This is a genomic window from Streptomyces sp. NPDC058683, assembly GCF_042716195.1.
GTDB lineage: Bacteria > Actinomycetota > Actinomycetes > Streptomycetales > Streptomycetaceae > Streptomyces.
Map to the genome: position 1 here is coordinate 231,800 of NZ_JBHXSK010000004.1, position 13,468 is coordinate 245,267.

9 protein-coding genes and 1 tRNA gene are annotated in these 13,468 nt (G+C 70.1%); 8 read left to right on the forward strand and 2 right to left on the reverse strand.

Features of this window, described 5'->3' with window-relative positions:
• Positions 1 to 33 precede the first annotated feature (33 nt).
• The 3 genes from ACFWXC_RS06480 (at position 34) to ACFWXC_RS06490 (ending at position 4,433) form a co-directional block, all read left to right on the forward strand.
• On the forward strand, positions 34 to 993 hold the full coding sequence (locus ACFWXC_RS06480; RefSeq protein WP_384474001.1) for an ABC transporter ATP-binding protein: 960 nt from the start codon (positions 34 to 36) through the stop codon (positions 991 to 993).
• Complete coding sequence (locus ACFWXC_RS06485) at positions 987 to 3,419, forward strand: ABC transporter permease (RefSeq protein ID WP_384474004.1); 2,433 nt, start codon at positions 987 to 989, stop codon at positions 3,417 to 3,419. The genes ACFWXC_RS06480 and ACFWXC_RS06485 overlap by 7 nt, the downstream gene beginning before the upstream one ends.
• A 732-nt stretch (positions 3,420 to 4,151) precedes the next feature.
• Positions 4,152 to 4,433 (forward strand): hypothetical protein, encoded by a 282-nt coding sequence (locus ACFWXC_RS06490; RefSeq protein ID WP_384474007.1) that lies wholly within the window; start codon positions 4,152 to 4,154, stop codon positions 4,431 to 4,433.
• A gap of 337 nt (positions 4,434 to 4,770) precedes the next feature.
• On the opposite strand, the gene ACFWXC_RS06495 is transcribed toward ACFWXC_RS06490, so the two are convergent.
• A complete protein-coding gene (locus ACFWXC_RS06495) occupies positions 4,771 to 5,982 on the reverse strand; it encodes an alkaline phosphatase (protein ID WP_384474188.1) in 1,212 nt (403 codons plus the stop codon).
• Between the two features lie 895 nt (positions 5,983 to 6,877).
• Positions 6,878 to 6,961, reverse strand: a tRNA-Leu gene (locus ACFWXC_RS06500).
• Between the two features lie 407 nt (positions 6,962 to 7,368).
• Here ACFWXC_RS06500 and ACFWXC_RS06505 point away from each other — a divergent pair.
• The 5 genes from ACFWXC_RS06505 to ACFWXC_RS06525 all read left to right on the forward strand — a co-directional run bounded on the left by ACFWXC_RS06505 (position 7,369) and on the right by ACFWXC_RS06525 (position 13,400).
• Entirely contained in the window at positions 7,369 to 8,253 is an 885-nt protein-coding gene (locus ACFWXC_RS06505) for an FhaA domain-containing protein (protein WP_384474010.1), read from the forward strand.
• Positions 8,254 to 8,263: 10 nt separating this feature from the next.
• On the forward strand, positions 8,264 to 8,788 hold the full coding sequence (locus tag ACFWXC_RS06510) for an FHA domain-containing protein (protein ID WP_351738084.1): 525 nt from the start codon (positions 8,264 to 8,266) through the stop codon (positions 8,786 to 8,788).
• Positions 8,789 to 8,886: 98 nt separating this feature from the next.
• Entirely contained in the window at positions 8,887 to 10,452 is a 1,566-nt protein-coding gene (locus tag ACFWXC_RS06515; protein WP_384474191.1) for a Stp1/IreP family PP2C-type Ser/Thr phosphatase, read from the forward strand.
• Between the two features lie 27 nt (positions 10,453 to 10,479).
• Positions 10,480 to 11,919 (forward strand): FtsW/RodA/SpoVE family cell cycle protein, encoded by a 1,440-nt coding sequence (locus tag ACFWXC_RS06520; protein WP_384474014.1) that lies wholly within the window; start codon positions 10,480 to 10,482, stop codon positions 11,917 to 11,919.
• The gene (locus tag ACFWXC_RS06525) at positions 11,916 to 13,400 is read left to right on the forward strand and encodes a peptidoglycan D,D-transpeptidase FtsI family protein (RefSeq protein WP_384474017.1); all 1,485 of its coding nucleotides are present in this window, start codon (positions 11,916 to 11,918) and stop codon (positions 13,398 to 13,400) included. Before ACFWXC_RS06520 ends, ACFWXC_RS06525 begins: the two co-directional genes overlap by 4 nt.
• Positions 13,401 to 13,468: the final 68 nt, after the last annotated feature.

Below are 13,468 nucleotides of genomic sequence, written 5' to 3' on the forward strand. Positions count from 1 at the left end.
CACCACCAGACGCCCTTCGAGCAGTGAGGCCCCATGACCAGCGACACCAGCAACGCCAACAACACCGGCGGCACCGACAACGCGGGCGACACCGGCGACGCGATCACCTTGCGCTCCGTCAGCAGGCGTTACGGCTCCGGCGACAACGCCGTCACCGCGCTCGACCAGGTCTCCCTCGGCTTCCCCAAGGGCACCTTCACCGCCGTCATGGGCCCGTCCGGCTCCGGCAAGTCGACGCTGCTGCAGTGCGCGGCGGGCCTGGACCGGCCCACCTCCGGGTCGGTCCTGCTGGCCGGGACCGAACTGACCGGGCTGAGCGAGACGAAACTGACCCTGCTGCGCCGGGAGCGGGTCGGGTTCGTGTTCCAGTCGTTCAATCTGCTCCCCTCGCTGACCGCCGAGCAGAACGTGGCGCTGCCGCTGCGGCTGGCCGGCCGGCGCGTGCCGAAGTCCCGGGTCCGCGACGTGCTCCGGCAGGTCGGTCTCGGCGAACGCGCCCGGCACCGGCCGACCGAGCTGTCCGGCGGCCAGCAGCAGCGGGTGGCGCTGGCCCGGGCCCTGATCACCCGCCCCGAGGTGCTGTTCGGCGACGAGCCGACCGGCGCCCTGGACTCACGGACCGGCCGGGAGGTGCTGACGCTGCTGCGGGCCATGGTCGACGACCAGGGCCAGACGACCGTCATGGTCACCCACGACCCCGTCGCCGCCTCCTACGCCGACCGCGTGGTCTTCCTGGTCGACGGCCGGGTCAACGACGAACTGGCGAGCGCGAGCCCCGACGCCATCGCGGCACGGATGACCGAACTGGAGACATCGCCCAGAACCGGCACCGATACCGCGCCCCGGACCGGAACCGCGACCGACACCACGCCCCAAACCCGACCCGCGACCTACACCACACCCCGGATCCGACCCGCGACCGGCACCGAACCCGCACCCCGGACCGGCTCCGGCCCCCGCCCCACCCCCCAGCCGGAGACCCTCCCGTGCTGAGTGTCGCCCTGTGCACCCTGCGCGCCCGCTGGGTCACCTTCGTCGGCGGGTTCGTCGCCCTCGCGCTCGGCGTCGGGCTGCTCACCGTGACGGGCCTCGCCCTCGCCGCCTCGCTGGACGCGCCGACCCGCGCCCCGGAGCGGTTCGCCGCCGCCCCGGTCGTCGTCAAGGGCGCCGACACCCTGCGCGTGCCCACCCCGATCGGCGACCGCACCCAGAAGCTGGCCGAGCCGCGTGCCGTACCCCCCGCCGCCGTCGCCGAGTTGGAGCGGCTCGGCCGGGTCACCCCGGACCGCTCCTTCGCCGTACGGGTGCGGGGCGCGCCCGGCGATCTGGTCGGCCACCCCTGGTCGGTCGCCGCGTTCGCGCCGTACGAGATCGCCTCGGGGCGTGCCCCGCGCGCTGCCGACGAGGTGGTGGTCAGCGGCACCTGGGCGAAACCCGGCCAGAGCCTGCGCACGCGACGCGGCAGCGTCAGGGTCGTCGGCACGGTCGCCGACCGCGGCTTCGAGCACGCCGTCTTCTACACCGACGCCCGGGCCGCGCAACTCCAGCCCCGCAGTGTGCAGTTGGCCACAGACGCGGACGTCACGGCGGTACGGAACGCAGTGAAAAAGATCACGGGCGTCCAGGTCCTCACGGGCGCCGACCGCCGCTACGCCGACCCGGATCCCGACCGTGACCGGGAGGCGCTCACCGCGCTGAACGCCCTGTTCGGCACGGCCGGCGGGGTCACCGCCTTCGTGTCGGTGTTCGTGGTGGCGTCGACGTTCGCCTTCGCGGTTGCCCAGCGCCGCCGCGAGTTCGGTCTGCTGCGCGCCGCCGGGGCGACGCCCGGGCAGCTGCGCCGGACGGTGGCCGCCGAGGCCCTGCTGGTCGGCGTGGTCGCCTCGGCGACGGGCTGTGTGCTCGGCCGGTACGGCGCACCCCGCCTGGTCCGCTGGACGGTCGACGCCGGACTCGCCCCGGACTGGTTCGAGACGGGGGACGCCGTCTGGCCGTACTGCGCGGCCTTCTCCACCGGGGTGCTGGTCGCGCTCTGCGGAGTGGTCGCCGCGTCCTGGCGGGCGGGCCGGACCGGGCCGGCGGAGGCGCTGCGCGAGGCGGCCGTGGACAACAGGCCGATGACCTGGGGGCGTTGGCTGTGCGGCGGGGCTCTGTTGGTGGCCGCCGCGGTGCTCCCGTTCCTCGGCGACCCGGGTGGTCTGCTGCACCGCAAGAGCTATGTGAGCCGTCCGATGCTGCTGATCACGGCGGTCGCCCTGCTGGCCCCCGTCCTGGTCCGCCCGCTGACCCGGCTGCTCACCTGGGCCCCGGCACGGCTCCCGGGCGCCACCGGCCTGCTGGTGCGCGAGAACGCGGCCGCCGCGGTGCGCCGTACGGCCTCCGTCGCGGCGCCCGTGCTGGTGACGGTCGCCCTCGCGGGCTCGCTGCTCGGCGCCACCGCCACGCTCGGCGCGGCCGGGGCCGCCGAGACCCGCGCCCGGACCATCGCGGCCTTCGTCGTCACGCCCTCGGCGGGCGGGTTCGACGCAGCGACGCTCAAGGCGCTGCGCGCGGCGCCCGGCACCGAGGTGGCCGTGACCTCGGCGAGCGCGGTGTACGTGCTGGAGGACGGGGTCGCGCTGGTCAGGTCCGAGGCCAGAGCCGCCGATCCCGCCGCCCTGGCCGCCACCACCCGCCTCCCGCTCGCCGCCGGCCGGACCACCGGCCTGGACGACGGCTCGATCATCGTCAACGAGGAGTGGGAGAGGCACACCGTCGGGCAGCGGGTGCGGGTGTGGCTGGGCGACGGCACCCGGAAGACCCTGCGCATCGCCGCCGTGATGACAAGGGGCACCGGCGACAACGGCGTGTACGTCACCCCGGCCAACGCCCCCGGCGCAGCCGTCGACCGGGTCGACGTGGCCCTGGCGGACGGCGCGGACGCGGCCGCGGTGGCCGCCGGGCTGCGCCGGGCGGTCCGGGCGGACGGCGGCCGGGTCCGTACCGCGGACCAATGGATCGCGGCGACCTCCCCGCGGACCGACCGCACCACCCGCCTCGGCTTCCTCCTGGTGCTAGGCATCGCGCTCCTCTACACCGGGATCTCCCTGGTCAACACCATGGTGATGGCCACCTCCGACCGGGTCCGCGAACTGGCCGCGCTACGACTGGCCGGCGCCACCCGCCGGCAGGTGCTGCGGCTGGCCGGCGCCGAGGCGCTGACGGTGGTCGCGGTCGGCGCCCTGCTGGGCCTGCTGGTCACGGCCCTGAACCTGGCGGCCGTCGGGGCGGCCCTGCACGTCCTGCACGCCCCGGCCACCCTCACCCTCCCCTGGCCGGCCCTGGCCGCCACCACCACCGTCTGCGCGGCCCTCGCGGTCTTGACCGCAACCGCAACGGCCGCCACAGCCACCCGAAGACCGCACCCGTCCGCCCAGTGATCCACCCACTGATCCGCCCAGTGAGAGACACCTCACACCGACAGGAAAATCACACCGCCAACCCGTGCCGACCGACCACCCGCTCGCCCGCTCCCGTGAACCACACCGGCACAGCGAAGGGCCCATCGTGATCACGATGGGCCCTTCGCCTCTGTCTGTGGGGCACCGACGAAACGTGCTGATCAGGCCCTGTGAGTGCGACACGTAGATCGTTTCCCGCGCTGTCACAGCAGGTTTCCCACGGCGCAGGCCAGGGGCATCGAGACCCCGAGCGGCCGGCACCCGCTGGACGACCGCGCTCGATGGCCTCGGAGAGCCTTGTGGCGGCCCGCGTCCCCGTATCCAAGCTCACCTATTCTCTTTGCTCCTCTTTCCCATCAAGGACCGGCAGATCCATCGAGTGAGCACTCCCACCAGGAGGGCGACGACGATCGCCCCCCAGTCGATAACGTGTGGAAGCCCGGGAAAGAAGGCGAAGAAGGCGAGTGTCAATACAAGACCCGCCGCGAAGGCGGCGACCCCAGCCGACCGCTGTCGCGCCTCCCCGGGTTGTTCCCGCCCTTGCTGCTGATGGATCATGAACGGCTCACTTCGTAATGTGGTGACACTGGCTCACACGCCGCACCCCGTTGACGTAGAGATGCGCACACGCCTTTCCATAACGAGGCAATGTCTGGGGAGAGTTGTTCCTCATCGGGTCGATCTTGCACTCGTCATGCGTTCGCCCTCGGGATGGACGCCGACGACGAGGGCTACCAGCGGATGGTGCGCCCCGCCGAAGCAGGCAAGGCCCAGTGCCCCCCCTCAAGCCGCGGCATCCCCCTGCCCCTCGTCGACCTGGAGCCCAGCCCGGTGGGCTCGGCCAAGGTCTGCCGCCGGCGTGCCGTCACCGTCAGCCCCAAGTCCGGCGACAGGCACTGGCAGTCGCTCGAGTACGGCGGCCCTGATGGGCAGAAGGTCTGCTTCCGGCTCCGCAAGACGTCGAGGACAGCGCACCTGGCATCAGCGGCGTAGATCAATCCGGTCCGGACATCGCAGGACAAAACTAAGGCAGGCCCCGCCCGTGAGATGGCTCACGAGTCGGGGCCCTCCGCATGCCCTCACCAGGCCGTGCGATGGCTCACAGTCGCCGGACGATCACCGGACAACGAGAAGCGGGCCCCCGCCATGACTTCCGTCACCGGCAGAGACCCGTTTCGTCGGTTCCTCTCTGTGTGGAACCGACGAAATGCACTGATCAGGGCTGGAAGTGCTCGGTCAGCGAGCACTTCCCGTGCACATTAAGAACGTTTCCCGCAGTGCGGACGACGCCCTTCTGATCCCAAGGCGCACTCGGTTGTCAGCGCGTCGTTCAGCGGCGCGTCAGGGCCTGGCGCAGCACGTCGTACACGTAGGTGTTGGCGTGCTTGCCGGTGAAGCGGTCGGACAGCGGACCGGCCGCGGTCACCGGAACGTCCACACCGGTGTGGCCGGACGTGGTCCAGTCGATGTAGAAGCTCTTCTCGCTGCCGCGGATGCTGAACGGACCGTCCTCGGCGGAGATGCCGGTGCCGGACTCGTCAGCGGCGTCCGACTCCTCGACGGCCAGGCCACCGGTCTCGTGGTCGCCGGTGACGACCAGCAGGGTGTCGGGGTGGGTGGCGACGTAGGCACGGGCCACGGCCACCGCCTTCTCCAGTTCCCGCATGGACTGCAGGACGCGGGTGCCGTTGTTCGAGTGGGCGAACTCGTCCACACCCTCTTCCTCGACCATGAGGAAGAAGCCCTTCTTGTTCTTGTCCAGCGTGCTCAGGGCCTTGCTGGTCATGGTGGAGAGACCGACCGCCGGGCTGTACACGTCGCCCTGGCCCTCGGCGCGCTGCTGGAACATCTCCTCGTTGGCGAAGAGACCGAGGAGCTTGCCGCCCTTGGCGCGGCTGAGCTGGTCCGCGTCGGAGACGTAGGAGTAACCGGCCTTCTTGGCCTTGTTGATGAGGTTGCCCTTGGTGCCCTTGCTCGCCTCGGACGGGTCCTCGGCGGGCTGGTCCTTGAACGCGCCGGCGCTGCCCGCGGGCAGCCACCAGTCCTCGCCACCGCCCAGGATGACGTCGGGCTTGCTGACCTCGATGTACTGGCGGGCGATCTCGTCCTGCGCCGAGCGGTTGGCGGTGTTCGAGAAGAACGCCGCCGGCGACGCGTCGGTGACCTGCGCGGTGGTGACCAGGCCGGTGGCCTTGCCGGCCGCCTTGGCCTGCTGGCCGAGGGTGGCCAGCGGGTTGCCGTCCACGTCGACGCTGATCGCGCCGTTGTAGGTCTTCTCGCCCGTGGCCCACGCGGTCGCCGCGGCGGCCGAGTCGGTGACGACGGCCTTCGGGTCGTCCGGCTCGGTGGTCAGCTGGCCCGAGGTGGGGAGCTTGTCCATCGCGAGCTGGCCGCCCAGGCCGGCCAGGTGCAGGCGGGCGGCCTGGCGCGTGGCGGCGCCCATGCCGTCGCCGTTGATGAAGATGACGTTCTTGGCGGTCGGGGTCTTGGCCGAGGCGTGCGGAGCCGAGGCCGACGCGCCCAGCGTCGGGTTGACCACCATCGTCACGACCGCGGCGGCGACTGCGGCGGTTGCGGGAGCGGCGAACCGCCGAGCCCTACGAACATCCAGGGACACAACGTCCTCCGTTACTGTTCTTGCCCATTACTTGACCGCGAACATAAGGTCCTTTTGGAGGATGTTGACCAAGAACAGATGACCAGTACGCAACGAGATCTTCAGTGGAAGGTAAAGGCGCAGGCCCCGCACTTGTTCGGACAGGTCACGCGAGGACGGACTCCGTCCCCCTGCCTGCCGCACGCCCCGCGCGGCAGCAACGGCACATCTCAAGGCGTGTGCCGCCGGCGCACGATCACCGTCAGCCCAGAAGCCGGTGCCACGCACTGGTAGGCGCTGGAGTACCGCGGCCCTGATGGGCAGAAGGTCTTCTTCCGGCTCCGCAACAGCGTCGAGGGCTACAACGGGTACGCCAAGAACCCGCTCGCCGAGGGCATCGAATCCACAGGCTCCCGCCGCTTCCGTAGGCTCCGGCCGCATCCGCGGAACCGGCGCGCAGACGATCCCGCTCGCCGTCCAGCCGGCCGGCCCACGCCAACCGCCGCAAGATCAGGAAGTGGCTGGACACCCTCGCCCTCGATGGCGAACGCCCACGGCGCCGCACCCACCATCGCCGGCAGACCGAAGAGCGGAAGACCGGAAGACCTCGACCCCGACGCGGCACCTGGCACCAGCCGCGTAGATCGATCCGGTCCCGGACATCACAGGACGAACAAGACAGGCCCCGCCCGTGAGATAGCTCACGAGTCGGGGCCCTCCGCATGCCCTCACCAGGCCGTGCGATGCCTCACAGTCGCCTGACGATCACCGGACAACGAGAAGCGGGCCCCCGCCATGACTTCCGTCACCGGCAGAGACCCGTTTCGTCGGTTTCTCTCTGTGCGCGAGGGGGGAGTTGAACCCCCACGCCCTTGCGGGCACTGGAACCTGAATCCAGCGCGTCTGCCTATTCCGCCACCCGCGCATTGGGTGTGTCCTCCGGTCCCGGCCTCTGTTTCCTTCGGCCCGGCGCCTTCCGACACGCAGAACACTAGCACGTGGGAGGGGGTGGGTTCACATCCCTTGTCTCCGGGCAGCGCTCACCTGACGCCCACGTACCGAGCAGTCGGCGTTCACGTATCAACCTCGTACCGGTCCAGGCCATCTGTCCAGGAGACGGATCAGGTGCACAGTCAGGTGCGGGACACTGGACGTGGGCCACCTCTACGATCCTTGGCAGAAGAAGCGCCGATCCTTGACAGGAAGAAGCGCGCCGAGGAGTTCGAACCGGGGCCGCTGGGGGAACCGGCTGATTGCCGGACGCGTAGATACGATCAGTGAGCAGTAGCGGTAAGGCAAGCCGTACGGGCAACGCGACAGAGGAGGTGCCCTGTGGGAGTCCTGAAGAAGTTCGAGCAGCGTCTCGAAGGTCTGGTCAACGGCACCTTCGCGAAGGTGTTCAAGTCCGAGGTCCAGCCCGTGGAGATCGCCGGTGCGCTGCAGCGCGAGTGCGACAACAACGCGACCATCTGGAACCGCGACCGGACCGTCGTACCCAATGACTTCATCGTCGAGCTGAGCGCACCCGACTTCGAGCGGCTCAGCCCCTACTCCGGGCAGCTCGGCGACGAGCTCGCCGGGATGGTCCGCGACTACGCCAAGCAGCAGCGCTACACCTTCATGGGGCCGATCAAGGTCAACCTGGAGAAGGCCGAGGACCTGGACACCGGCCTGTACCGGGTGCGCAGCCGCACCCTCGCCTCCTCCAGCAACCAGCAGGCCGCCCCGGAGCGCGCGCCCGCGGCCGGCGGCGCCCCGCAGCGACCGGGCGGCTACGGCTACCCGCAGTCCGCCGCGGCCCCGCCCATGCCGAGCGCACCGCCCCCCGGCGCCCCGCAGCGCCCCGGCGGCTACGGCTATCCGCAGCCGGCCCAGCCCGCCGCCCAGCGGCCCGCAGGGCCCTCCGGGCCGGTCGGCGCCTCGGCGCCCGGCTCCCGTACCCGCTACTGGATCGAGATCAACGGCACCCGCCATCAGATCTCCCGCGCGACGCTCGTGCTGGGCCGCAGCACCGAGGCCGACGTGCGGATCGACGACCCCGGCGTCTCCCGCCGGCACTGCGAGATCCGGACCGGAACGCCCTCGACGATCCAGGATCTCGGGTCCACCAACGGCATCGTGGTGGACGGGCAGCACACCACCCGCGCTACGCTCCGCGACGGCTCGCGGATCGTCGTGGGCAGCAGCACCATCATTTACCGGCAAGCCGAAGGGTGAAGCGGGGGCAATGTCAGAGCTGACCCTCACGGTCATGCGGCTGGGTTTCCTGGCCGTACTGTGGCTGTTCGTGATCGTGGCCGTGCAGGTCATCCGCAGCGACCTGTTCGGTACGCGCGTCACCCAGCGCGGATCGCGTAGGGAAGAAGGACGCCGGCAGCAACCCGCCGCCCGGCAGCAGGCCGCGCCACCGCAGCAGCGCGGCCAGCAGCCGGCCGCAGGCGGCGGCCGACGGCGCAACGCCCCCAGCAAGCTCGTCGTCTCCGAGGGCACGCTCACGGGTACGACGGTCGCGCTCCAGGGACAGACCATCACCCTGGGCCGCGCCCACGATTCCACGATCGTGCTGGACGACGACTACGCCTCCAGCCGCCATGCCAGGATCTACCCGGACCGCGACGGCCAGTGGATCGTCGAGGACCTCGGGTCCACGAACGGCACGTACCTGGACCGGTCCCGCCTGACGACTCCCACACCGATCCCGCTGGGCGCGCCGATCCGCATCGGCAAAACCGTCATCGAGCTGCGGAAGTAGTGCTACATCATGGATAGGCGCGAGCGGAGCGAGCACGCAGCGGCGGACCTGACGCCGGTCCGCTGCGCGCTCCCGACCGGAGGGTGGGCACCGTGCGGATGTACCCGGAGCCGACAGGCGAGGTGCGCATGAGTCTGTCACTGCGCTTCGCCGCCGGATCGCACAAAGGCATGATCCGCGAGGGCAACGAGGACTCCGGTTACGCCGGTCCCCGCCTGCTCGCCATCGCCGACGGCATGGGCGGCCAGGCCGCCGGTGAGGTCGCCTCCTCCGAGGTGATCTCCACCCTGGTCACGCTCGACGACGACGTGCCCGGCTCCGACATCCTCACCTCCCTCGGCCACGCCGTGCAGCGCGCCAACGACCAGCTGCGCGCCATGGTCGAGGAGGACCCGCAGCTGGAGGGCATGGGGACCACCCTCACCGCCCTGCTGTGGACCGGCCAGCGGCTCGGCCTGGTGCACGTCGGCGACTCCCGCGCGTATCTGCTGCGGGACGGCCTGCTCACCCAGATCACCCAGGACCACACCTGGGTGCAGCGGCTCGTCGACGAGGGCCGGATCACCGAGGAAGAGGCCACCACCCACCCGCAGCGCTCCCTGCTGATGCGCGCGCTGGGCAGCGGCGACCACGTCGAGCCCGACCTGTCCATCCGCGAGGTGCGCGCGGGTGACCGTTATCTCATCTGCTCCGACGGGCTCTCCGGGGTCGTCTCCCACCAGACCCTGGAAGAGACCCTCGCCAGCTACCAGGGGCCCCAGGAGACCGTGCAGGAGCTGATCCAGCTCGCCCTGCGCGGCGGCGGCCCCGACAACATCACGGTCATCATCGCCGACGTCCTCGACCTGGACACCGGAGACACCCTCGCCGGGCAGCTCTCCGACACCCCGGTCGTGGTCGGCGCCGTCGCCGAGAACCAGCAGCACCTGCACGACAACGGCTTCATGCAGACCCCGGCCGGCCGTGCCGCGAACCTCGGCCGCCAGGTGCCCGGCCAGGGCGGAGGCGGCGAGTTCGGCCCGCCCGGCTCCGGCGACACCACCGGATACGTCCCGGCCGGCAGCTTCGGCGACTACACCGACGACGACTTCGTCAAGCCCCGCAAGGGCCGCAGGTGGCTGAAGAGATCCTTCTACAGCATCCTCGCCCTCGCCGTGATCGGCGGAGGCCTGTACGGCGGCTACCGCTGGACGCAGACCCAGTACTACGTCGGCGCCAACGGCACCCACGTCGCGCTGTACCAGGGCATCAGCCAGGACCTGGCCTGGGTGTCGCTCTCGAAGGTGGAGAAGGACCACCCCGAGATCGAACTCAAGTACCTGCCGCCCTACCAGCAGAAGCAGGTCAAGGCCACCATCGCCGAGGGCGGTCTCACGGACGCCCAGTCGAAGGTCCAGGAACTGGCCGTGCAGGCCTCCGCCTGCAAGAAGGAGTCGGAGCGCACCGCGTCCGAGTCCAAGACCAACTCCAGCACCGGCCAGGGCGAGGCCGGAGGCACCACGGGAACCACCAAGACCTCTCTCACGTCCAAGGCCTCGCCAAGCCCTACGAACTCGGCGTCCCCCTCGGCGTCATCGTCCCCGTCCCCCTCAGCGACCCCCAGCCCCGGCCCCAGCCTCTCGGAGGATGAGCAGAAGGTCGTCTCGCTGTGCGGTAAGCAATAGGCAAGCCGTGAGAGGCCCCGTCACACGATGAGCAGTACTACCAACACGTCGACGAACCACACGTCCACGATCGGCTCCATCGGCACACCGAGCCGACGCAACACCGAGCTCGCGCTCCTGGTGTTCGCCGTCCTCATCCCGGTGTTCGCCTACGCCAACGTGGGCCTGGCCATCAACGACAAGGTCCCCGCAGGGCTGCTGAGCTACGGCCTGGGCCTCGGCCTCCTGGCCGGCGTCGCCCACCTCGCCGTCCGCAAGTTCGCCCCCTACGCGGACCCGCTGCTGCTGCCGCTGGCCACCCTGCTGAACGGGCTCGGACTCGTCGTCATCTGGCGGCTCGACCAGTCCAAGCTGCTCCAGTCGATCAAGCAGGCGGGCACCGCGGCACCGCGCCAGCTGCTGTACACCGCGATGGGCATCGCCCTGTTCATCGTCGTGCTGATCTTCCTCAAGGATCACCGCGCCCTGCAGCGCTACACCTACATCTCCATGGTCGGCGCGCTCTTCCTGCTGCTGCTGCCGCTGGTACCGGGCCTCGGCCAGAACATCTACGGCGCCAAGATCTGGATCTCCGTCGCCGGCTTCTCCATCCAGCCCGGTGAGTTCGCCAAGATCGTCCTCGCGGTGTTCTTCGCCGGCTACCTGATGGTCAAGCGCGACGCGCTCGCCCTCGCCAGCCGCCGCGTCATGGGCCTGTACCTGCCACGCGGCCGCGACCTCGGCCCGATCCTGGTCGTCTGGTTCATCTCGATCCTGATCCTGGTCTTCGAGACCGACCTCGGCACCTCGCTGCTGTTCTTCGGAATGTTCGTCATCATGCTGTACGTCGCCACCGAGCGGACCAGCTGGATCGTCTTCGGTCTGCTGATGTCGGGCGCCGGCGCGGTCGGCGTGGCCAGCTTCGAACCGCACGTCCAGCAGCGCGTCCAGGCCTGGCTCAACCCGATGAAGGAGTACGCGCTCTCCCAGAAGGGCGTCGCCGGCCACTCCGAGCAGGCGATGCAGGCCCTGTGGGCGTTCGGCTCCGGCGGCACCCTCGGCACCGGCCTCGGCCAGGGCCACTCCGAACTCATCCGGTTCGCCGCCAACTCCGACTTCATCCTCGCCACCTTCGGCGAGGAAATGGGCCTGGCCGGCATCATGGCGCTCCTGCTGATCTACGGCCTGATCGTGGAACGCGGCGTACGCACCGCCCTCGCCGCCCGCGACCCGTTCGGCAAGCTGCTCGCCATCGGCCTCTCCGGCGCCTTCGCCCTCCAGGTGTTCGTCGTCTCCGGCGGTGTCATGGGCCTCATCCCGCTGACCGGTATGACCATGCCGTTCCTCGCGTACGGCGGTTCTTCCGTGATCGCCAACTGGGCCCTGATCGGCATCCTGATCCGCATCAGCGACACCGCACGGCGCCCGGCCCCCGCCCCTGCCGCCAACCCCGACGCCGAGATGACCCAGGTGGTCCGCCCCTCATGAACAAGCCCCTGCGCCGGATCGCGATCTTCTGCGGCCTCCTGGTCCTCACCCTGCTGCTGCGCGACAACTGGCTCCAGTACGTCAAGGCCGACACCCTCCGCGAGGACACCGCCAACCGCCGGGTCACGATCGCCCGCTACTCCACCCCGCGCGGCGACATCATCGTCGACGGCAACCCGATCACCGGCTCCACGGCGTCCAACTCCTCCGGTCTCAACGACCTGAAGTACAAGCGCACGTACAAGGACGGCCCCATGTGGGCCCCGGTCACCGGCTTCGCCTCCCAGGCCTTCGGCGCCAACCTGATGGAGTCCGTTGAGGACGGCATCCTCACCGGCAACGACGACCGGCTCTTCTTCCGCAACACCCTCGACATGATCACGGGCAAGCAGAAGCAGGGCGGCAACGTCGTCACCACCCTCAACGCGGCCGCCCAGTCCGCCGCCTACAACGGGCTGAAGAAGCAGGGCGGCAAGGGCGCCGTCGTCGCCCTGGACCCCTCCACGGGCAAGATCCTGGCCCTCGCCTCCTACCCGTCGTACGACCCCTCGGCCTTCGCCGGCAGCTCGAACACCGACGCCGAGGCCTGGAAGAAGCTCCAGAAGAAGTACAACCCCAACGACCCGATGCTGAACCGGGCGCTGCGCGAGACCTACCCGCCGGGCTCCACCTTCAAGGTGGTCACCGCCGCGGCCGCGCTCCAGAACGGGCTGTACACCTCCGCCGACGAGGCCACCAAGTCCCCGCTGCCCTACGTCATGCCCGGCACCACCACCGAGCTGAAGAACGAGGGCAGCATCCCCTGCAAGAACGCGACCATGCGGATCGCGCTGCGGTACTCCTGCAACACCGTCTTCGGCAAGATCGGCGCCGACCTCGGCAACGACAAGATGCTCGCCGAGGCCAAGAAGTTCGGCTTCGACGCCGAGCAGTTCACCCCGGTCCGCTCCAGCGCCTCAACCTTCTCCGACGACATGAACCAGTCGCAGACCGCACTGTCCTCGATCGGCCAGTTCAACACCGCCGCGACCCCGCTGCAGATGGCCATGGTCGCCTCCGCGGTCGCCAACGACGGCAAGCTGATGAAGCCGTACATGATCGACAAGCTCCAGTCGTCGGGCGTCGACACCATCTCCCAGACCGACCCGCAGGAACTGAGCCAGCCGCTGTCCTCCGAGAACGCCCAGATCCTCCAGTCCATGATGGAGACGGTCGTCAAGGAGGGCACCGGCACGAACGCGCAGATCAACGGCGTCACCGTGGGCGGCAAGACCGGTACCGCCCAGCACGGTGTGGAGAACAGCGAGAACCCGTACGCCTGGTTCATCTCGTACGCCAAGCTCCCCGACGGCAGCAAGCCGGTCGCCGTCGCCGTGGTGATCGAGGACGACAACGCCAACCGTGACGACATCTCCGGCGGCGGCCTCGCGGCCCCGATCGCGAAGAGCGTGATGGAGGCGGTCATCAACTCCAAGAAGTGACCCCGCCCGCCGCGGCGCTCCGGTGCCGCGGGACGTGACACCGCTCACGTCTCCTTCACATCGACGCA

What these genes read in the sequence shown, in the direction of transcription:
- ACFWXC_RS06480 (WP_384474001.1), top strand. Translation starts at nt 34, where the DNA reads ATGACCAGCGACACCAGCAACGCCAACAACACCGGCGGCACCGACAAC.
- ACFWXC_RS06490 (WP_384474007.1), top strand. Translation starts at nt 4,152, where the DNA reads ATGGACGCCGACGACGAGGGCTACCAGCGGATGGTGCGCCCCGCCGAA.
- ACFWXC_RS06495 (WP_384474188.1), bottom strand. Translation starts at nt 5,982, where the DNA reads ATGGTGGTCAACCCGACGCTGGGCGCGTCGGCCTCGGCTCCGCACGCC.
- ACFWXC_RS06510 (WP_351738084.1), top strand. Translation starts at nt 8,264, where the DNA reads ATGTCAGAGCTGACCCTCACGGTCATGCGGCTGGGTTTCCTGGCCGTA.
- ACFWXC_RS06515 (WP_384474191.1), top strand. Translation starts at nt 8,887, where the DNA reads ATGTACCCGGAGCCGACAGGCGAGGTGCGCATGAGTCTGTCACTGCGC.
- ACFWXC_RS06520 (WP_384474014.1), top strand. Translation starts at nt 10,480, where the DNA reads ATGAGCAGTACTACCAACACGTCGACGAACCACACGTCCACGATCGGC.
- ACFWXC_RS06525 (WP_384474017.1), top strand. Translation starts at nt 11,916, where the DNA reads ATGAACAAGCCCCTGCGCCGGATCGCGATCTTCTGCGGCCTCCTGGTC.